This window comes from Jiangella alba, from assembly GCF_900106035.1.
GTDB lineage: Bacteria > Actinomycetota > Actinomycetes > Jiangellales > Jiangellaceae > Jiangella > Jiangella alba.
Genome location: NZ_FNUC01000004.1, coordinates 665,104 through 685,316 on the forward strand (window position 1 = coordinate 665,104; position 20,213 = coordinate 685,316).

Consider the following 20,213-nt stretch of genomic DNA (forward strand, 5'->3'; position numbering starts at 1 on the left):
TAGCATCCTAGCCATGGCCGACAAGGTGCAGTTCAACGTCTACCTGCCGCCGGACGTCGTCCGCGCCACGAAGCACCGCAGCATCGACGAGGAGCTGAGCCTGTCGGCGTTCGTCGAGAAGGTGCTGCGGGAGTACCTCGCCACCGCGCAGCAGGAGGACCCCCGATGACGCTCACCGTCCGCCCGGTCCGGCGCACGCCGCACGCCGACGCGTGGGTCCGGGTCGTCGAGGCGCTCGGCGGCGTCGTCACCAGCCGCGACGGCGACCGCGTCGACCTCGCGCTCGGGCACGGCCGGGTCGCCGTGATCCGCGCCGACGAGTCCGCCGCCGAGCTGGGCTTCGAGGCGCCGGACCTGTTCGCCGTCGCCGCGGAGTGCGAGCGCAACGGCCTGGCGACGGTGTCGGCCGGCGGGCGGCTGGAGGTCACAGGGCCCGACGGCCTGCGGGTACACGTCGACGAGCGCCCGGACGCCGCGCCGCCGCGGGGTGCCGACGCCGCGCTGTCGACGCTGCCGCTCTGGTACTCGCCCGATGTGGCGGGTGCGGCCGGCGTGCTGAGCCGGCTCGGCCTGTCGGTGCGCATCGCCTCGCACACCGGCGACTGGGTCGACTTCGTCGCGCCCGGCGGCGGGCTGGTGGCGGCGCACGGCGCCGACCGGCCGTCGGTCCAGATCTCGTTCGAGTACGACGGCGACGTCCGCGCGCTGGCCGAGCGGCTGAGCGCCCGCGGCCTCACCGCGTCCGTCGTCGACGAGAACTACGGCCTCACGGTGCGGGTGCCCGACCCCGACGGCGGCGGCGACATCTTCGTCAACCAGGTCCAGACCGACCTGCACGGATTCCGCCGGGCCGGCGCGTAGTCCGGCCCAGCCGGAATGCGGGGGCGGCGCCGCGGGGTTGTCCCGGTGGTATCCCCGACCCGAGCGAGGCACGCCCATGTCCCGACCGATCCGCATCGGTGTCCAGATCCAGCCCCAGCACGCCGACTACCGGGAGATCCGCCGCGCCGCCGCCGAGGCCGAGGACGCCGGCGTCGACATCGTCTTCAACTGGGACCACTTCTTCCCGCTGCGCGGCGAGCCCGACGGCAAGCACTTCGAGTGCTGGACGATGCTCGGCGCGTGGGCGGAGCAGACGTCCCGAGTCGAGATCGGTGCTCTCGTCAGCAGCGTCGGCTACCGCAACCCGGAGCTGCTGGCCGACATGGCCCGCACCGTCGACCACATCAGTGACGGCCGGCTCATCCTCGGCATCGGCGGCGGCTGGTTCCAGCGCGACTACGACGAGTACGGCTACGAGTTCGGCACCGCGGGCACCCGGCTGGACGACCTCGGCGAGGCGCTGCCGCGCATCAAGGACCGCTGGTCGAAGCTGAACCCCGCACCGTCGCGCGACATCCCGATCCTCATCGGCGGTGGCGGCGAGAAGAAGACGCTGCGCCACGTCGCCGAGCACGGCACCATCTGGCACGCCTTCGGCGACGCGAGCATCCTGCGGCACAAGTCCGAGGTGCTCGACGGCTGGTGCGCCACCGTCGGCCGCGACCCGGGCGAGATCGAGCGTTCGACGGCGGTGAGCGGCCGTCCCGGCGCGGCCGCCGAGGCGCTCGTCGAGCTGGGCATCAGCCTGTTCACGATCAGCGCGTCCGGCCCGCTCTACGACCTGGGCTCGATCAGCGCGTGGGTGGAGTGGCGCGACCGCCACAACGCTTGAGCGCTGGTCGGGTGGGGACGCCGGCCCCGCCCGCCTCGCTCCTAGTGCCCGATGATCAGGCTCATCGCCTCGGCGCGTGTGGTGGCGTCGCGCAGCTGGCCGCGGACCGCGCTGGTGACCGTCTTGGCGCCCGGCTTGCGGACGCCGCGCATGGTCATGCACAGGTGCTCGGCCTCGACGACGACGATGACGCCGGCCGGCTTGAGCAGCTCGACCAGGGAGTTGGCGACCTGCGACGTGAGCCGCTCCTGCACCTGCGGCCGCTTGGCGTAGACGTCGACCAGGCGGGCCAGCTTGGACAGCCCGGCGATGCGGCCGGACGGGCCGGGGATGTAGCCGACGTGGGCGAAGCCGTAGAACGGGACGAGGTGGTGCTCGCACATGGAGGCCAGCTCGATGTCCTTGACCAGCACCATCTCGTCGTGGCCCAGCTCGAACGTGGTGGTGAGGACGTCAGCGGGGTCTTGGTGCAGTCCGCCGAACATCTCGGCGTACGCCCGCGCGACCCGCGACGGGGTGTCGAGCAGGCCGTCGCGCTCGGGGTCTTCCCCGATCGCGACCAGCAGCTCGCGCACGGCCGCCTCCACCCGGGCGTGATCGAACTGCCCGGGCGGCGGCGTCGGCACCGGTTCCGCGTTCACTGCGTCAGCCCTCGACCGGGCCCTCGGGCTTCGGCATCGGCGGCAGCACCGGCGTGGGGTCGGGCGCGATGGTGATGGCGGCCGGCTCCTCGGCGTGGTGGCCGTTGGTCGAGACCTTGATCGGGAACGCCACCGGGCCACGCTCGGACGGCTTGCGCGTGGCCGAACCGGTCCACGCCGGACGCCGGCCGCGCTTGCGGATGGCGGCGAAGACCTCGGCGACCTCTTCCTTGTTCAACGTCTCGCGCTCGAGCAGCGCGATGACCAGCTGGTCGAGGATCTCGCGGTTCTCGACCAGGATGTCGAAGGCCTCCTGGTGCGCGGTCTCGATGAGCTTGCGCACCTCTTCGTCGACGATGCCGGCGACGGTCTCGGAGTAGTCGCGCTCGTGGCCCATGTCGCGGCCCAGGAACGGCTCGGACCGGTCGGAGCCGAACTTGATGGCGCCCAGCCGTTCCGTCATGCCGTACTGCGTGACCATGCGCCGGGCCAGCGTGGTGGCCTTGTCGATGTCGTTCGACGCCCCCGTGGTGGGGTCGTGGAAGACCATCTCCTCGGCGGCTCGGCCACCCATCATGTAGGCGAGCTGGTCGAGCATCTCGTTGCGCGTGGTGGAGTACTTGTCCTCGTCGGGCAGCACCATGGTGTAGCCCAGGGCGCCGCCTCGCGGCAGGATCGTCACCTTGTGCACCGGGTCGGTGTGGTGCAGCGCCGCCGCCACCAGCGCGTGCCCGCCCTCGTGGTAGGCGGTCATGCGCTTCTCGTCGTCCTTCATGATGCGCGAGCTCTTCTGCGGGCCCGCCACCACGCGGTCGATGGCCTCGTCCAGCGCCTGCGGCGTGATCTGCTTCTCGTTGCGGCGCGCGGTCAGCAGCGCGGCCTCGTTCAGCACGTTGGCGAGGTCGGCGCCGGTGAAGCCCGGCGTGCGGCGCGCCACCGCGCGGAGGTCGGCGTCCTCCGTCAACGGCTTGCCCCGGGCGTGGACGCCCAGGATCTTCTCGCGGCCCTCGAGGTCGGGCGGCTCGACCGCGATCTGACGGTCGAAGCGGCCCGGACGCAGCAGGGCGGGGTCGAGGATGTCGGGCCGGTTGGTGGCGGCGATCAGGATGACGTTCGTCTTGACGTCGAAGCCGTCCATCTCGACCAGCAGCTGGTTCAGCGTCTGCTCGCGCTCGTCGTGGCCGCCGCCCATGCCGGCGCCACGGTGCCGCCCGACCGCGTCGATCTCGTCGACGAACACGATGGCCGGCGCGTTCTCCTTGGCCTCCTTGAACAGGTCGCGGACCCGGGAGGCGCCGACGCCGACGAACATCTCGACGAAGTCGGAACCGGAGATGGAGTAGAACGGCACGCCCGCCTCGCCGGCGACCGCGCGCGCCAGCAGCGTCTTACCCGTACCGGGCGAGCCGTACAGCAGCACGCCCTTCGGGATCTTCGCGCCGACGGCCTGGAACTTGCCCGGCTCTTGCAGGAACTCCTTGATCTCGTGGAGCTCCTCGATGGCCTCGTTCGCGCCGGCGACGTCCGCGAACGTCGTCTTCGGCGCGTCCTTGCTGGCCAGCTTGGCGCGCGACTTGCCGAACTGCATGACGCGGCCGCCGCCGCCCTGCATCTGCGTCATGAAGAAGAAGATCAGCGCACCGAGGATCAGGAACGGCAGCAGCGTGCCGAGGATGCCCCACAGGATGCTCGGCTGCGGCACCTCGACGTTGTAGCTCTCGAGCTTGGTGCCGTCTTCGTCGTGCAGACGCTGGAGCGACTCCTGCAGCTGCAGGCCCTGGCCCTCGACGTACTGGGAGACGATCTTGGTGTTGTCGGAGTCGGCCAGCGTGAGCTCGATCTCCTGAGTCTCACCACCGGTGATCTTCGCGGACTGGACGTTGCCGGCCTCGATCTCGGAGACGATGCGAGCGGTGTCGACCTTCTCCGCGCCGCCGGCACGGTCGAGCACACTGCTCAGCACGACGGCGGCGAGCACGAAGACGAGCAACCAGATGAGTGGTCGCGTGAATCGCTTGGCGTTCATGATGCGAGACCTGCTGGCCCCGTACCTCCTGTGATCGGCTGCCTTCTGCACACGCCGCGAACGCCCGGCATGTCCACCGAAGGTGTCGGATCGTCCGACGATACCTTGCGCGGGCCTGCTCGACCATTCCGGCAGGTCGGTTACATGTTGAGAACGTCGCAGGTGAGCACCCGTGTTCCCGGGATGCCGGACAACTGCGTCACATCAGCTGTAGACGTGGGGCGCCAGCGTGCCGACGACCCGCAGGTTGCGGTACCGCTCGGCGTAGTCGAGGCCGTAGCCGACGACGAACGCGTTGGGGATGTCGTAGCCGACGTACCTGACGTCGACGGCGGTCTTCGCGGCCTCGGGTTTGCGCAGCAGCGTGCACACCTCGACCGACGCCGGCCCGCGCGAGCGCAGGTTCGACACCAGCCACGACAGCGTCAGCCCGGTGTCGATGATGTCCTCGACGACGAGCACGTGGCGGTCGGTGATGTCGGTGTCGAGGTCCTTGACGATGCGGACGACGCCGCTGGACCTCGTGCCCGACCCGTAGGACGAGATGGCCATCCAGTCCTGCTCGACGTGTCGCGACAGGTGCCGGCTGAGGTCGGCCATGACCATGATCGCGCCCTTGAGCACGCCGACGAGCAGGAGATCCTTACCGTCGTAGTCACGCTCGATGGCGGCTGCCAGCTCCGCCAGTTTGTCCTGGATCTGCTCCTCGGTGAGGAGGATCTGCTCGAGGTCACCGTCGACGTGTTCTGGATCCACATCCGCAGCCTTTCACACGCCGTCCCGGCGGGCGCGGGGTGTGGGTGAAGTCGGCGCCCTCACCTCTAGGTGAAGCGCAGGCGGCCGTCGCGGCGGGTGGCGCGCAGGCCGCCAGGGAGGTCGATGCCGGCCTGCCCCCGCCACCCCGTGACGAGCGTGTCGACGGCGGCGACGTGGGCGGCGGTGAGATCGGTGGGCGGGCTCCCGGCGGCGATCGCGGCCCGGCGCAGCACCCGCCAGCGGACCGCCTGCGGCAGCGCCGCCAGTTCGCCGACGTCCAGCCCCGGCAAGGTCGCCGTGCCGGCCGACGAGGTCGCCGCGCCGGGGGGCGAGGTCGCCGCGCCGGGGGGCGAGGTCGCCGCGCCGGCCGGCGCGACCGCGTCGTCGGCGGACGTTGTCGGTGCCCGCCCGTAGGGTGGGGCCCCACCCGGGCCGGGAGGGGTCTGCGTACGGTCGCGACGATCACCGGACGAGCCCGACGACGCCAGCGCCTTCGACGCCACGCCGCCCGGCACGACCCCCGGCATCGACGCCGACGGGGACGCTGGTGGCGCCGTCATCACGGCGAAGGCGGCGGCCGCTGCGGCGTCCAGCGCATCCGCGTCGGCGCGGGCGAGGGCGGCGGTGCGGGCCAGCGCCTCGGCGACACCGGGACCGAGCTCGGCCTCGAGCACCGGCAGCACCCGGTGCCGCACCCGCGCCCGCGCATACGCGGCGTCCTCGTTGTGCGGGTCCTCCCACGCGACGAGCCCCGCCGGCAGCGCCGCTCGCACCACCGAACGGCGCAGGCCGAGGAGCGGGCGCCGCAGCGAACCGGAGCACGCCGCCATGCCGGACAGCGACCGCGACCCCGACCCGCGCGCCAGCCCCAGCAGGACGGTCTCGGCCTGGTCGTCCAGCGTGTGGCCCAGCAGCACCGCCGATGCGCCCACCCGCGACGCCGCCGCCGTCAGGGCCGTGTACCGGGCCGCCCGCGCGTTGCCCTCGGGACCGTCCGGCCCGCGCGAGGCGTCGAGGTGGACGGTGACGACGGGGTCCAGCCCGAGCTGCACCAGCGCCGAGGCCGCCGCACGCGCCCGCGCCGCCGACCCGTCCTGCAACCCGTGGTCGACGCAGACGGCGCCGGCCCGCAGCGCCCCGGACGACCGGGTCGCCACCCACGCCGTCGCCGCCGCCAGCGAGAGCGAGTCGGCGCCGCCGGAGCAGGCCACCAGCACCGTCGAGCCTCCGGGCAGGTCCGCGAGCGCCGTGCGCACGGCCCGCCGGACGTCGAGGTGCGGGTGCCCCATGGGAGCAGCGTCAGCCCAGCGCCGGCTGGCCGTGCACCCGGCGCACCCAGGCGACGGGATCGGCGATCTCGTCCTTGGTCGGCAGCGTGGCCGGCGACTCCCAGATGCGGTTGAACCCCGGCATGCCGACGCGGCCGACGACGGCGTTGACGAACGCGGCGCCGTCGCGGTACTGGCGCATCTTGGCGTCGAGGCCGAGCAGCCGGCGGATGGTGCGGTCGAGCCCGACGGACGAGTAGCGGCGGCGCTGGAACCGGCGCCGGATGGTCTCGACCGACGGGATGACGTCGGGCCCGACGCCGTCCATGACGACGTCGGCGTGCCCCTCGAGCAGCGACATGAACGCCGTGACGCGGTCGAGGACCGCCTTCTGCGCGGGCGTCTGCACGAGGTCGAGGACGGAGCCGCCGCCGTCGGCGGACCGGGCGGTCTCGCCGAGGGCCCGGACGGCGTCGCGGGCGCGGGTGAGGAACGCGCCGGGGTCGACGTCGGTGGCCTCGACGAACGCCTCGATCTCGGCGGCGAGGTGGTCGCGCAGCCACGGGACCGCGGTGAACTGCACGCGGTGGGTCTCTTCGTGCAGCGTGACCCAGAGCCGGAAGTCGTGCGGGTCGACGCCCAGTTCGCGCTCGACGTGGACGATGTTCGGCGCGACCAGCAGCAGCCGGCCCTGCGCGCCGTCGTCGGGTCCGCCCAGTCGGCCGGCCCAGAACGGGTCGAACTGGCCGAGCACCTTGCTGGCCAGGAACGCCAGCAGCGCACCGGTCTGCAGCCCGGTGACCTTCGGGCCGACCCGCTGGAACGGGCTGTGCTCGCGGCCCTTCTGCAACTTGCGCTGCAGCGGCGCGATGATGGTGCGCATGCTCTGGGCGTTGGCCCGGGCCCAGTTGCCGCGGTCGACGACCACCAGGGGCGCGTAGCCGAGCGAGGCGTCGAGCCCGGTGAAGCCGTTGACGTGCGCCTCGGCCTCGGTCGCGAGCCGGCGCAGCTCCGCCACGGCCTCGCGGGCCTCGGAGTCGGTGACCGACGGCCCGGGACCGGCCAGTCGTTGCGCAGTCGCGACCGCGAGATCCCAGTCGACCATGTCGGGAGCGGAGTCAGCGGTCGTCATACGACCACGCTACGTCACCGGGCGGGAACGCACCCTAGGCACAGCCGCAGCCGGCGAGGGCGGCCGCGACGTCGTCGAGGGCGGCCCGCGCCTCCGTCGTGTTGCCGACGTCGTCGGCGAGCACCGCGAACGCGTACGGGACGCCGTCGGCCGCCACCACGACTCCGGCCAGGGCGCTGACGCCGGTGAGGGTGCCGGTCTTCGCGCGCACCAGGCCGGCCGCGGCGGAGTCGTCGAACCGGTCGGCGAGCGTGCCGGTGAACGCGGCGACCGGCAGCCCGGTGACGACGGCGCGCAGCTCCGGGTGGTCCGGCCCGGCGGCCAGCGCGAGCGTCTGCGTGATCAGCGTGGCCGGGACGGCGCTGCCCCGGGCCAGCCCGCTGCCGTCGAGCAGCGTGGCGCCGGACGCGTCGAGGCCGAGGTCCGCGAGCGCCGCGACGACGGCCGGGCCGGCCGCCTCGGACGTCCCGGGCGCGCCGGACGCGAGCGCGACGTGCCGGGCCAGCACCTCGGCGCCGTCGTTGTCGCTGCTGGTGAGGATGTCCTCGACGATGGTCGCGAGCGGCGCGGACGTGACGGCGGCCAGCTCGGTGCCCGCGGCGAGCGCGGCATCGTCGGCGGGCGCGGCGGCCTCGGCCGGGTCGCCGTCGACCGCGATGCCCTGGTCGGCGAGCAGACCGGCGAACTCCTCGGCCGCGTCGAGCGGCGGGTCGGACGGACGGTCCATGATGTCGGCGGCCAGCGCGGTCGTCGGCGAGACGACGCTGGGGATGTAGCCGGGGCTCCAGTCGGGGTCCGCGGCCGGCCCGCTGAACAGCGAGGCGTCGTACGACAGCGTCACCGACGACACCCCGGCGTCGGTCAGCGCCCGCGCCGTCGCCGCGGCGAGGTCGGCCAGCCGGGTGCCGGTGCCGTCGTCGCCGGCCGTGAGCGTGGGGTCGCCGCCGCCGACCAGCGTGACGGCGGACGGGTCCGGCCCGCTGACGACGCGGGTGGTGAACCGGTGGTCCGGACCGAGCGCGTGCAGCGCGGCGGCGCCGGTGAGGATCTTCAGCGTGCTGGCCGGCGTGTGCGGGTCGGCGGCGGCGGTCTCGTAGGACGGCGTGCCGGTGACGAGGTCGACGACGCTGACCCCGACCCGTCCGCCCAACCCGGCCGCGCCCAGCGTCGGGGCGAGTACGTCGCCGACGGCCGGCTCACCCGCCGCGCCGGCGTCGGCCGGAGCAGCCAGAACGCCCGGCGCCGGTGTCCACGTCGGGGCGGGCGCCGCCGCCGGGCGGAACAGCGGCGTCTCGGCCGCGGCGTCGTCGTCGATCCAGGGCAGGCCGGTGGTGCGGTCGAGCACGACACCGGCGCCGGCGGCCAGCACGACCACGCAGCCCGTCGCGATCGCGACCCGCCTCCACATCGTCGCCCCCTCAACCTGTTGACACGGCGGCAATCACCGTACGGGACACTTGACCCGACCAGCACATCGGGACGCGTGGGGGAAGGACCTACAGGTGGAGTTCGACGTCACCATCGAGATTCCGGCCGGCAGCCGGAACAAGTACGAAATGGACCACGAGACCGGACGCATCAAACTCGACCGCCGGCTCTTCACGTCGACGCGCTACCCCCACGACTACGGGTTCATCGACGACACCCTGGGCCTCGACGGCGACCCGCTCGACGCGCTGGTGCTGCTCGAGGAGCCGACGTTCCCGGGGTGCCTCATCCGCTGCCGCGCCATCGGCATGTTCCGGATGAAGGACGAGGCCGGCGGCGACGACAAGGTGCTCTGCGTGCCTGCGGGCGACCCGCGGAAGAGCACGTTCCAGGACATCGGCGACGTCCCCGAGTTCGACCGGCTGGAGATCCAGCACTTCTTCGAGATCTACAAGGACCTCGAGCCGGGCAAGTCGGTCGAGGGCGCCACGTGGGTCGACCGCGGCGCCGCCGAAGAGGAGATCAAGGCCTCCCGCCAGCGTCTGATCGACACCGGCGGCTCGCACTGAGCCGGCGGGCGGGGGCGGCGGCCCCCGCCCTCCTGACGGCCGGTGGTCAGACGCGGCCGTAGAACGACGGGTCGACCCAGTAGAAGACGTTCTGGACCTCGACGTTCTTGCCCGGCCGCGGCGCGTGGATCATCCGGCCGCCGCCGATGTACAGGCCGACGTGGTACACGCCGGAGGCCTGGCCGTTGTCGGACCAGAAGATCAGGTCGCCGGCGCGCAGGTCGGAGTACGAGACGCGGTCGACCGCCTGCGCCTGGGCGACGCTCCAGTGCGGCAGGCCGACGCCGCCGGCCTCCCAGGCCCGCATGGTGAGGCCGGAGCAGTCGAAGCTGTTCGGGCCGTCGGCGCCCCACTCGTACGGCTTGCCGACCTGCGCGTACGCGTAGTCGACGGCGGCCTGGGCGCCGCTGGCCGGCGGGTCCGGCTGCTCGGGCTCCTCCGGCTCCTCGGTCGGTTCCGGCGACGGCTCGACGGTGGGCTGCGGCGGGACCGGCGGCTCGGGCGGCTCGGGCGGCGTCGTCGGCTGCGGCGGGCTCGGCTCCGTCGTCGGCTGCGGCGGGGTGGTCGGCGGCGGCTCGACCGGCACGGTCGGATCGTCCGGCGGGCCGACCGACGGCTCGGTGGTCGGCTGCGGCGGGGCGGTCGGCTGCTCCGCCTGCTCCTGCTCGGCCCGCTCCTGCTCGGCGGCGAGCGCCTCCTGGCGCTGCCGCTCCAGCGTGACGGTGGTGCCGCGAGCGGCGGCCAGCTGGGTGATGGCGGCGCCGCGCTGCTCCTCGACGGCGGCAACGGCCTGCTCCTGCCCGGCGACGGCGGCCTCGGCGGCGGCCCGCGCGGTGTCGGCCTGCTCGGCGGCCGCGGAGCGCTCCGCCAGCGCCGTCGCCGCCAGCGCCGCCGCGTCGTCGGCCTCCTGCCGGGCGTCGCGGGCCCGCTGCGCGATGGTGGCCTGCGAGCGGGTGACGGCGCGCAGCGCGCCCATGCCCTCGTAGAGCGCCTGCCCGTCGTCGGCGCCGAGCACCATGCCGACGCCGGCCAGCTGGCCGCCCTGGCTGTACGTCGCCGCGGCCATGCGGCCCAGCTCGATGCGGGCCTGCTCGGCCTCGGCCGCGCGCTGCTCGGCCGCCGCGCGCGCCGTCGTCTCCGCCTCGGTGGCCTGCTCGAGCAGCACCCGGGCGCCGTTGTACGCCTCGATCGCCTTGGCCGCCGCGATGTACAGCGCGTCGACCTGCGCCGTCAGATCGGCCAGCCGCGCCTCCAGCGCCGCAACGGAGCCGGCGGCGGCTGCCTCGGCGTCGCGGGCGTCCTGGAGTTCGGACTCGGTGGGAACGGCCGGGTCGGCGTGCGCCGGCCCGACCACGCCGGCGGCCAGCGCGGTGGCGAACACCCCTGCCACGAACCGATTCCGCACTGACAACCTCCCCCGTACCTGGCGTCCCACGAAGCACAGTAACCAAGAAAGTCACGGGAGTGAACAGGAATCACAAGAATTTCAGGAGTCACACGGCGTGTCGCCTTGACTAACCACACACGTGTAATTTCACGGCGCGTCAACGTCGGTCCGAGGCGCCTGCACGCGCCGGAGCAGCGGCGACAGCACCAGCACGCTGCGGGTGCGGGCGACGAACGGCTCGGCGGAGATCTCCGTCAGCACCCGCTCGAAGTGCTGCATGCTCCCGGCGAAGACGTGCAGCATGGCATCGGCGTCGCCGGTGACCATGAACGCCTCGACGACCTCCGGGTAGGTCTGCACGCGGCGGGCGATCTGCGCGCCGGTCGTGCGCGGGTTGCAGAACAGCTCGACGTACGCCTCGGTGCTCCAGCCGATCTCGGCCGGCTCGACCCTGACGGTGAACCCGGTGACGACGCCGCGGGCGCGCAGCCGGTCGACGCGGCGCTTGACGGCGGGGGCGGACAGGCTGACCTTCTGGCCGATGGCGCCGTAGCTGGCCCGGCCGTCGGCCATGAGGACGCGGATGATCCGCTCGTCCAGCGCGTCGAGTGTCATGGGTGGATCGTCCCCTTCCGCGCCGCCTGGCGCAACGAATCGCCGTTCGATCGAGAACGGACGCAACGTTTCGCCCGCATACGGCAATGGAACGATCTCGATCGCCACCGCCGCCGCGCCCTACCTTGGCGCTGTGACCGTGAACGACGCCACGGAGCTGACCCGGCTCCCCCTCCCCGGCCCCGTCGCCGGCCCCCTCGCAGGTCCCGTTGCCGGCCCCCGCATCGCGACCACCCGCGTCGACACCACCCGCGTCGCGACCACCCGCGACTACGTGATGTGCCGTCCGGAGCACTTCTCCGTCCATTACTCGATCAACGTGTGGATGGATCCATCCACACCGGTCAATGTTGATCGTGCGTTGACGCAGTGGGACGACCTGCGCGCGACGTACGAGCGGCTCGGCCACCGCGTGCACCAGCTCGACCCGCGGCCCGGCCTGCCCGACATGGTGTTCGCGGCGAACGGCGCGTTCGTGGTCGGCGACCGCGCGCTCGGAGCCCGGTTCCGCGAGCTGGTCCGGGCCGACGAGGCGCCGGCGCACCGGTCGTGGCTGGAGGCCGCGGGCGTCGCCGTCACCGAGCCGGTCGCCGTCAACGAGGGCGAGGGCGACTTCGCGTGGGCCGGCGGGCGGATCCTGGCCGGCGCAGGGTTCCGGTCCGACCCCGCCGCGCACGCCGAGCTGGCCGCCGTCTTCGAGGTGCCGGTGGTGCCGCTGGAGCTCGTCGACCCGCGCTTCTACCACCTCGACACCGCGCTCGCCGTCCTCGACGCGACGACGATCGCGTACTACCCGCCGGCGTTCTCACCGGCCAGCCAGGCGCTGCTGGCCGGACTGTTCCCCGAGGCGATCGTCGCCACCGAGGCCGACGCGCTCGTGCTCGGGCTGAACGCCGTCAGCGACGGCCGGCACGTGGTGCTCGCCGCGCAGGCGCACGATCTCGCCGACGCCGTCGACCGGGCCGGGTTCGAGCCGATTCCCGTCGACGTCTCCGAGCTGTTGAGGTCCGGTGGCGGCGTCAAGTGCGCCACTCTGGAACTGCACGCCCCCACCATCGCCGAGGAGCACCCGTGACGATGCAGACCACCCGCACCCAGGACGCGATCGCCCTCGTCGAGAGCAGCACCGCGCACAACTACCACCCGCTTCCCGTCGTCGTCGCCGAGGCCGAGGGCGCGTGGGTCACCGACGTCGAGGGCCGCCGCTACCTCGACTTCCTCGCCGCGTACTCCGCGGTGAACTTCGGCCACCGGCACCCGCAGATCGTCGCCGCCGTCAAGACGCAGCTCGACCGCGTCACGCTGACCAGCCGCGCGTTCCACCACGACGTGCTCGGCCCGTTCGCCCGCGAGCTGGCCGACCTCGCCGGCAAGGAGCTCGTGCTGCCGATGAACACCGGCGCCGAGGCGGTCGAGACCGGCCTCAAGGTGGCCCGCAAGTGGGGCTACGAGGTCAAGGGCGTGCCGGAGGACCAGGCGACGATCATCGTCGCGGAGGGCAACTTCCACGGCCGCACCATCAGCGTCGTCAGCTTCTCCACCGACCCGGTCGCGCGCACCCACTTCGGCCCGTTCACGCCCGGTTTCCGGGTCGTCCCGTACGGCGACGCCGCGGCGATGGCGGCCGCGATCGACGACACCACGGTGGGCGTGCTGGTCGAGCCGGTACAGGGCGAGGCCGGCGTCGTCGTCCCGCTGCCCGGGTACCTCGCGGAGGTGCGGCGGCTGTGCGACGAGCGGCGGGTGCTGTTCATCGCCGACGAGATCCAGTCCGGCCTCGGCCGCACCGGCACCACGTTCGCCTGCGAGCACGAGGGCGTCGTGCCCGACCTCTACCTGCTCGGCAAGGCGCTCGGCGGCGGCGTCGTGCCGGTGTCCGCGGTCGTCGGCAACAGCGACGTCCTCGGCGTCATCCATCCCGGCGAGCACGGCAGCACGTTCGGCGGCAACCCACTGGCCTGCGCGGCCGGGCGCGCCGTCGTCGCCATGCTGGCGACCGGCGAGTGGCAGCGGGCCGCCGTCGAGCTGGGCGCGCACCTGCACGCGCGGCTGCGCGAGCTGATCGGGCACGGGGTGGTCGAGGTCCGCGGGCGCGGGCTCTGGGCCGGAGTCGACATCAACCCGGAACTCATGAGCGGCCGGGAGGCGTGCGAGGCGCTGCTGGCCGAGGGCGTCCTCGTCAAGGACACGCACGGCTCGACCATCCGGTTCGCGCCGCCGCTCGTGGTGACGCGCGACGAGATCGACCTCGCGGTCGACGCGCTGGGCCGGGTGCTGGCGGCGCGCGGGGCGTGACGTCCGCCACGCCGCGGCCGACGACACCTGCCGGACACCTGACAGGCGTACGGTGACCCGGTGCCGAAGAAGCCCGACGACGAGGTCACCGTTCTCCGCGTCAACCCCGCCGTCTGGGCGCAGGCGTTGAAGGCCGCTGACGGCGACGCCAGACGCATCGAGATCCGCGGCGAGTTCGACGTCGTCGTGCACAACGAACCGTTGCCGCCGGGCGAGCGGGTGAAGCGCACGTCGTGAACCGCCGGCTGCTGCTCGCTCTCGCGGCCCTGGTCGTCGTCATCGCGGCCGCCGTCGTGGTCATCGTCGTGACACGGGACGACGCCGGCGGCTCTGGCGGTCCCGTCGGCGCGCTCAGCGACGAGCAGCGGGCGCTGCTCGACTCCGCCGTCCCGGCCGCCGACTGCCCCGACGAGCCGCTCGCCGCGCCCGGCGACGACGCGCTGGTCGCGCTGGACGTGCTGCGCGTCGACGAGAACGACTGTCTCGTCGCGACCACCGAGTACGTCCCGGCCGACGAGGTCGAGGCGCGACGGGCCGAGCTGCTGGCGGAGGACGGCGTCGTCGCCGCGGGCGTGGTCGGCGAGGTCGCCGTCGACGCGGAGGACGACCGCCGGCGCGACCAGTGGGCGCTGGACCGGCTCGGCGCCGACAAGGGCTCGCCGGAGCTGCCCTGGCCGGACGGCGACGGCGCCCTGCTGGCGGTCCTCGACACCGGCATCGACGAGACGCACCCGGACCTCGGCGACGCCGTCGTCGAACGCCGCCACTACCCCGGCGAGGGCGCGCACGACCCGGACGGCCACGGCACGCACGTCGCCGGCATCGCGGCCGCCCGGCGCGACAACGGCGGCATCGTCGGGGTCGCGCCGCGGGTGAGCGTCCTCGACGTGCCGGTGCGGCTGAAGGACGCCAACGACGCCGGTCCGAGCTGGCCGACCGGGCTGGTCTGGGCCGTCAACCACGACGCCGACGCGGTCAACATGTCCTTCGGCGGGCCGATTGCGGAGTCGCCCGACGTCGAGGAGACCCAGGATCTCGAGGTCGAGGCGGCGGCGGTGTACTTCGCCGTCAGCAACGACGTGGTCGTGGTCTCGTCCGGCGGCAACTGCGGCCCGTCGCCGCTCACCGGCTGCGACGAGCACAACCAGCTGCAGACTCCGGCCGCCCTGCCCGACGTGATCGCCGTCGGCGCGGTCCAGGAGGACTTCGACCTCGCCGGGTACTCCACGCGCAACGAGTACATCGACCTCGTCGCGCCGGGCGGCGGTGACCTGCGCAACGCCGTCCTGTCCACCTGGCCCGGCGGCGGGCACAAGGCGATCCAGGGCACCTCCCAGGCCGCGCCGCACGTCGCGGCCGCGGCCGCGTTGATCCGGGCGGCCGCGCCGGAAGCGCCCGGCGCCGCGATCGCGCACGCGCTGGTCGACACCGCCGACCTCGATCCGCTGGACGAGGAGGACCGGCTGGGACTCGGCGTGGGCCGCGGCTTCCTGGACATCGCCGACGCGCTGGAGCAGGTCCTGGACGGCGAGCCGCCCGCGACGCCGACGCTGGACGGCACGCGCGTGGCCTATGCCAACGACACCGGACTGTTCGCGTTCGACGGCGCGCGAGTGGAGCGCGTCCGGCCGGCCGACGTCGGCACCGCGGTGCGCTGGGTGGACTGGGCCGCCGACGGGTCGCTGCTCGTCGGCGCCGACGACGGCGAGCTGTTCTCCTGGGACGCGGGGAGCGCGGAGCTGGCCGAAGCGCCGTGCGACTGGTGCTCGGAGAGCCGGCCCGCGTTCCTGGAGGACACCGAGGTCGACGGCGAGACCGGCGCCTTCGTCGTCGGCATGGACTATGCGGGGACGATGACCTGGTACGACGCCGCGACCCTGGAGGAGACCGCGACCACCACCGCGACGTTCCCGGCCGACGCGGTCGGGTCGAAGACCCTGCTCGGCGCGGTCAGCGGGCAGTTGCTCGTGCACGAGTCCGGCGGTGCGCAGGCGTCGGAACGGGTGTGGCTGCTCGACCCGGCCTCCGGCAGCGCCGAGCTGTCGTACGACGTCATGGGGTCGCCGCAGGCCGCGATCGCCGTCACCGCCGGCGGCACGCGGGTCGCCGTCACCACCGGCTACGGCGCGTGCGGCGCCGAGACGACGGTGCTCGACGGCGCCGACCTCAGCGAGCTCGCGGCCGCCACGGTGCCCGACGGTGTGATCGTCGAGGAGGCGTTCTTCAACGGCGAGACCCTCTACGCGATCATGACCGAGACCGCGGGCACCTGTTCGGCGTTCTCGCCGGCCGGGCTCTGGCGGCTCGACGGCGACCAGTGGCAGGAGGTCTCCGACGTCCCCTACGGCGCGCGGCCGCTGGAAGGCCTGCCCGGCGGGGTCGAGCAGAGCTGGCTGATCGCGCGGCCGGACCAGCAGGCCGAGTTCGTCCCGCAGGTGCCCGGCGCACCGTCGGAGGCCGACCTGGGCCCGATCACGCACGGCCCCTGGGCGACGCCGACCCGCACCGAGGTTCCCTGGGGGTAGGTGTGTCTCCCGGGTCCGCTGCCGAGAGCCACACTCTGGCTGTCACAGGGGCCGTCCGGCGGGGACCTTCACCCGTGTGAGCGGGACGGGCCAGAGCGTGCTGCGGCAGGCGGTGGAGTCGTTGTTGCGTGCCCGCGCCGACGCCGAACGCGAGCTGCACGACGTCGCCACCCGGGCCGCGAAGGCCGCGCTGCGCCCGTCCGAGGCGGCCCGCGCCGCGCGGCACCCGCTGGTCCGGCACGCCGCCGACGACACCGCCGCCCTGGCCGGAGCGCTCCCCGCCGAGCTGACCGCAGTCGCCGTCGCCACGCGCACCGCGATCGCCACCGAGATCCACGCCCTCCTCTCCCTTCTCGCCGTCGATCACCACCAGCTGCCGCCGCTGCCCCCGCTCGACCCGGTCGCGCTCGCCGTCCCGGGCGCCGCCGGGTTCGTGCGGGCCTTCCCGGACGGTTTCGCCCGCTCCTACGTGGCCACCGTGCTCGGCGACCTCTCCGGCGGCCGCGCCACGTCCAAGGCCGACGCCGCCGCTCAGCCCGCCGCCCGGCAGCTCGCCATCGACGACGCGCGCGACCGCATCGTGGCGGCGGTCTCCGCGCCCCACCAGGCCGTCGTGCGGGCGTGGTTGTCGGACGAGGCGTGCCATGCGGTCGAGATCCACGGTCCGCAGGTCAGCGACCGCGAGCTCGAACTCCGCGTCGGCTGGACCCGCCCACCCGACCACTCCACCCCCGGCGCCGACCCCTGGCGCCTCCGCCCCGACGGCAAGGTCGTCTCGCGACACCGGGCCGGCTCGGAAGCGAGCCGCTTCACCTCGCCCGAGGCATTCGCCCGTCCGATCGACGTCCTGCTGACTCATGCCGGCCAGTACCCGGGCGGCCTCGACACGTTCTTCGCCGACCACGCCGACGATGGGGTGGCCGCGTTCTTCCTGCCGGCCGGCACCGCGGGTCTAGGTCCTGGCGACACCTTCGGCCATCGAGGCGCCGGCACGGGCACGACCGAGGCTGCTCAGGACTGGGTCCGGGTACGAGCCGACGCCATGCGCAAGGACGGCGAATGCGCGCCGCCCGTACGCACGCTGGCCTACGATCCGCTCGCAGAAGGCGACGACCCGGGCGTCAGGATGGTCTTCCGAGAGGGCCCCGCCGGCTGGACCATGACCACGTACTATCCGTCATCAGCACCTGGATCCGACAACGTACGCCTGGAGAACCCCGCGTGATCCCACGGACGAAGGCCTTCGCCAGGTACATCGGGACCTGGTTCGACACCACCGACTCCGCCGATCTGTACATCGAGGCGTGCGAGCGGGCTCCGAAGCGGCTCGCCGAAGACGCTGACGGCAGCTTCCACGCCATTCGCGACGAGTTCGCGGCGCACATCCGCGACTCGTCGAACCCGCCCATGCGTGGTTCGAGCCAGTGGGCGACGGACGAGTGGTACCGGAGCGTCTGGTACGACCTGTTCGGGCCGGAGGCGCCGCCCGGCGACCCGTACCCCGTGCCGGCCGATCAGTGGGGCCGGGAGCGGCTCACCGACTACATGCTGCACGCGGTCGACGAGGACGAGGAGGGCAGCAGCGAGGGGGCCGCGGCGTGGCTGGCGGCGCGCGGGCTGACCGCCCAGGGCGTGTACGACGCGATCTCCGGCGAGACCGTGCGGCGGCCGGAGCCGGAGGGGTACGCCGATCACCTGCGGCGGCTCACCGAGGCGGGTCTGCGGGAGGCGTGACCGCCCGGTAGCGCTCCGCGATGAGGGCGGCGACCAGGGGGTGCGGCCCGATCGGCGGGGCGACGACGTCGGCGCCGGAGGCGTCCAGGCGCTGCTGGAAGAGCCCGGGCGCGAGCAGGTACGACGCCACGCCGACGCGGGGGTGGCCGGCGGCGCGGAGGGACGCGACCGCGTCGGGCACGGGCGGCGAGGCCGTCGTCACGAAGGCCGGCACGACCGGGCGGGCCAGCGCCGACGCCAGCAAGGACGCGGCGACGGAGACCTCGGCGAGGGCCGACTCGTCGGACGAGCCGGCGGCGGCCAGCACGACGGCGGACGGCAGGTCGGGAGAAGCAGAACGCAGCCGCGCCTCGACGGCGGCCACCACGGCGGGGTCCGGGCCGAGCGCCGGCGTCACGATCGCGCGCCCACCGTCCGCAGCCACGGCCGAGGGAACGTCGACCCGCACGTGATACCCCGACGCGAGGAACATCGGCACCACGACGGCGCGCGAGCCGTCGGGCACGGACGCCAGCACCGAGGACAGCGTCGGCCCGATCACGTCGACGTACGCCACCCGGACGTCCACCCCCGGCAGCAACGTACGCACGCCGGCGAGCAGCGATTCCAGTACGACGGGGCCTTCGGGGGCGCGGGTCCCGTGCGCCACGGCGATGAGAGTCACGGGACAAGTCTGCGCGATGTTCGTACCGTCGGATCATGACGTACGACCCGAGCGCCCAGGGCCCGTTCCGGCAGCGGGCCCGCCGCGTGGTCCGCCCGCAGGGCCCGCCGACGCAGCCGCTGGCGATCCGCGGCCTGCAGAGCCGGCTGACGGCGGAGGAGGAGCGGCAGGTCCTGGACCTCATCCTGCGCACCGGCGACGCCATGGTGGCCACGGGTGCGCCGGTGGCGGACGTGACGGCGGCGCTGCTGCGGCTCGCGGCCGGGTTCGGGGTGACGCGGCTGCAGGTCGACATCACGTTCATCTCGATCATCGCGTCCATCGACCGCGACGACGACCCCATCACGAAGGTCCGCGTCATCAACCTGCGCAACTCCGACTACAGCCGGTTGGCGGAGCTGTTCGACCTCGTCGACGAGGTGCATCGCGGCGGCGTCACCCTCGACGACGCGCAGCGGAAGCTGGACGAGGTCCTGGCGGCGCCGCACCCGTACCGGCGCTGGATCGTGACGCTGGCGCTGGGCCTGATGGCCTCGGGGGTGGCGCTGCTGCTCAACGGCGGCTGGCTGGTGGCGCTGGTCGCGGCGGTCACCACGATCGTCATCGACCGGACGCTGCGCGCGCTGCGCCGGTGGGGCCTGCCGTACCTGTTCCAGCAGGTCATCGGCGCCGGGTTGGCGACGGTGGTGGGGCTGGCGGCGTTGTGGGCGACGGACCGGTTCGGCTGGTCGCCGACGCTGCTGCCGCCGTCGCTGATCGTGGCGTCCGGCATCGTCGTGCTGCTGGCCGGGCTGTCGCTGGTCGGCTCGGCCGAGGACGCCATCGCCGGCTACCCGCTGACGGCGGCGGCGCGCACGTACGAGGTGGTGCTGCACACCATCGGGCTGGTGGTCGGCATCGGCGTCATGCTCGATCTCGGCCAGCGCGCCGGCATCCCGCTGACGATCCTCGAACCGGGCACGCTGAACATCCCGACCACGATCCAGATCCTCAGCGGCGGCCTCATCGCCGGCGCCTGGAGCCTCGCGTCGTACACGCGGGCGCGCACGATCCCGGTCGTGCTCGGCGTCGGCATGGTGGCGGCCGCGGTGCTGCTGCTGGGCCGTCAGGTGCTGGAGATCGGCCCGGCCGGCTCGTCCTTCCTGGCGGCGCTGGTGGTGGGCCTGATCGCCGGCGGCCTGAGCGAGCCGCTGAAGACGCCGAACCTGGTCATCTCGGTGTGCGGCATCACGCCGCTGCTGCCGGGCCTGGCGATCTACAACGCGATGTTCCGCATGGTCGAGGGCGACGACGTCGTCGGCGGGACGGGACAGCTGATCGCCGCGTTCGGCATCGCGCTGGCGCTGGCCGCCGGCGTCACACTGGGCGAGTTCCTGGCCACGCCGCTGCGCTCGGAGATGGACCGCTGGCAGCGCCGGGTCGCCCGCCGCGCCCGCGGCACCCGCAGCTAGGGGGTGTC

20 protein-coding genes are annotated in these 20,213 nt (G+C 73.6%); 11 read left to right on the forward strand and 9 right to left on the reverse strand.

Annotation, left to right across the window (positions count from 1 at the left end):
• Positions 1–13 precede the first annotated feature (13 nt).
• From BLV02_RS20870 to BLV02_RS20880, 3 genes are all read left to right on the forward strand, one after another.
• Entirely contained in the window at positions 14–169 is a 156-nt protein-coding gene (locus BLV02_RS20870; protein ID WP_069109962.1) for a ribbon-helix-helix domain-containing protein, read from the forward strand.
• Entirely contained in the window at positions 166–861 is a 696-nt protein-coding gene (locus BLV02_RS20875) for a glyoxalase/bleomycin resistance/dioxygenase family protein (protein WP_069109963.1), read from the forward strand. Before BLV02_RS20870 ends, BLV02_RS20875 begins: the two co-directional genes overlap by 4 nt.
• Positions 862–937: 76 nt before the next feature.
• Positions 938–1,714: an LLM class F420-dependent oxidoreductase gene (locus tag BLV02_RS20880; RefSeq protein ID WP_069109964.1), complete on the forward strand. Its 777-nt coding sequence runs from the start codon at positions 938–940 to the stop codon at positions 1,712–1,714.
• A 41-nt stretch (positions 1,715–1,755) separates the two neighbouring features.
• On the opposite strand, the gene folE is transcribed toward BLV02_RS20880, so the two are convergent.
• From folE to dacB, 6 genes are all read right to left on the reverse strand, one after another.
• A complete protein-coding gene (folE, locus tag BLV02_RS20885) occupies positions 1,756–2,355 on the reverse strand; it encodes a GTP cyclohydrolase I FolE (RefSeq protein ID WP_069109965.1) in 600 nt (199 codons plus the stop codon).
• A 4-nt stretch (positions 2,356–2,359) separates the two neighbouring features.
• Entirely contained in the window at positions 2,360–4,381 is a 2,022-nt protein-coding gene (gene ftsH, locus BLV02_RS20890; protein WP_069109966.1) for an ATP-dependent zinc metalloprotease FtsH, read from the reverse strand.
• Between the two features lie 204 nt (positions 4,382–4,585).
• Complete coding sequence (hpt, locus tag BLV02_RS20895) at positions 4,586–5,137, reverse strand: hypoxanthine phosphoribosyltransferase (RefSeq protein WP_069109967.1); 552 nt, start codon at positions 5,135–5,137, stop codon at positions 4,586–4,588.
• 65 nt (positions 5,138–5,202) lie between these two features.
• Complete coding sequence (gene tilS / locus BLV02_RS20900; RefSeq protein ID WP_069109968.1) at positions 5,203–6,426, reverse strand: tRNA lysidine(34) synthetase TilS; 1,224 nt, start codon at positions 6,424–6,426, stop codon at positions 5,203–5,205.
• Between the two features lie 10 nt (positions 6,427–6,436).
• Complete coding sequence (locus tag BLV02_RS20905) at positions 6,437–7,537, reverse strand: zinc-dependent metalloprotease (protein ID WP_216094049.1); 1,101 nt, start codon at positions 7,535–7,537, stop codon at positions 6,437–6,439.
• Between the two features lie 34 nt (positions 7,538–7,571).
• Positions 7,572–8,945: a D-alanyl-D-alanine carboxypeptidase/D-alanyl-D-alanine endopeptidase gene (gene dacB / locus BLV02_RS20910; RefSeq protein ID WP_083288345.1), complete on the reverse strand. Its 1,374-nt coding sequence runs from the start codon at positions 8,943–8,945 to the stop codon at positions 7,572–7,574.
• Positions 8,946–9,039: 94 nt separating this feature from the next.
• On the opposite strand from dacB, the gene BLV02_RS20915 reads away from it, so the two are divergent.
• Complete coding sequence (locus tag BLV02_RS20915; protein WP_069109971.1) at positions 9,040–9,534, forward strand: inorganic diphosphatase; 495 nt, start codon at positions 9,040–9,042, stop codon at positions 9,532–9,534.
• 46 nt (positions 9,535–9,580) lie between these two features.
• Here the strand turns inward: BLV02_RS20915 and BLV02_RS20920 are convergent, their stop codons facing one another.
• Positions 9,581–10,924, reverse strand: a complete 1,344-nt coding sequence (locus BLV02_RS20920) for a C40 family peptidase (RefSeq protein WP_141711431.1) — start codon at positions 10,922–10,924, stop codon at positions 9,581–9,583.
• A 144-nt stretch (positions 10,925–11,068) separates the two neighbouring features.
• The gene (locus BLV02_RS20925; RefSeq protein WP_069109973.1) at positions 11,069–11,536 is read right to left on the reverse strand and encodes an Lrp/AsnC family transcriptional regulator; all 468 of its coding nucleotides are present in this window, start codon (positions 11,534–11,536) and stop codon (positions 11,069–11,071) included.
• Between the two features lie 277 nt (positions 11,537–11,813).
• Between BLV02_RS20925 and ddaH the strand changes: the two genes are divergently transcribed.
• The 6 genes from ddaH to BLV02_RS20950 all read left to right on the forward strand — a co-directional run bounded on the left by ddaH (position 11,814) and on the right by BLV02_RS20950 (position 18,090).
• Positions 11,814–12,611 (forward strand): dimethylargininase, encoded by a 798-nt coding sequence (gene ddaH, locus BLV02_RS20930; RefSeq protein WP_069110263.1) that lies wholly within the window; start codon positions 11,814–11,816, stop codon positions 12,609–12,611.
• A gap of 2 nt (positions 12,612–12,613) precedes the next feature.
• The gene (gene rocD, locus BLV02_RS20935) at positions 12,614–13,831 is read left to right on the forward strand and encodes an ornithine--oxo-acid transaminase (RefSeq protein ID WP_069110264.1); all 1,218 of its coding nucleotides are present in this window, start codon (positions 12,614–12,616) and stop codon (positions 13,829–13,831) included.
• 60 nt (positions 13,832–13,891) lie between these two features.
• Complete coding sequence (locus BLV02_RS36615) at positions 13,892–14,068, forward strand: hypothetical protein (RefSeq protein WP_171906671.1); 177 nt, start codon at positions 13,892–13,894, stop codon at positions 14,066–14,068.
• The gene (locus BLV02_RS20940; RefSeq protein ID WP_069109974.1) at positions 14,065–16,356 is read left to right on the forward strand and encodes a S8 family serine peptidase; all 2,292 of its coding nucleotides are present in this window, start codon (positions 14,065–14,067) and stop codon (positions 16,354–16,356) included. The genes BLV02_RS36615 and BLV02_RS20940 overlap by 4 nt, the downstream gene beginning before the upstream one ends.
• 76 nt (positions 16,357–16,432) lie before the next feature.
• Positions 16,433–17,581: a hypothetical protein gene (locus BLV02_RS20945; RefSeq protein WP_069109975.1), complete on the forward strand. Its 1,149-nt coding sequence runs from the start codon at positions 16,433–16,435 to the stop codon at positions 17,579–17,581.
• On the forward strand, positions 17,578–18,090 hold the full coding sequence (locus BLV02_RS20950) for a hypothetical protein (protein ID WP_069109976.1): 513 nt from the start codon (positions 17,578–17,580) through the stop codon (positions 18,088–18,090). Before BLV02_RS20945 ends, BLV02_RS20950 begins: the two co-directional genes overlap by 4 nt.
• Here the strand turns inward: BLV02_RS20950 and BLV02_RS20955 are convergent.
• The gene (locus tag BLV02_RS20955) at positions 18,062–18,754 is read right to left on the reverse strand and encodes a sirohydrochlorin chelatase (RefSeq protein ID WP_141711432.1); all 693 of its coding nucleotides are present in this window, start codon (positions 18,752–18,754) and stop codon (positions 18,062–18,064) included. The two genes, BLV02_RS20950 and BLV02_RS20955, sit on opposite strands and share 29 nt — an antisense overlap.
• Positions 18,755–18,789: 35 nt before the next feature.
• Here BLV02_RS20955 and BLV02_RS20960 point away from each other — a divergent pair, with 35 nt between their 5' ends.
• Positions 18,790–20,205: a threonine/serine exporter family protein gene (locus BLV02_RS20960; protein WP_069109978.1), complete on the forward strand. Its 1,416-nt coding sequence runs from the start codon at positions 18,790–18,792 to the stop codon at positions 20,203–20,205.
• Positions 20,206–20,213 lie beyond the last annotated feature (8 nt).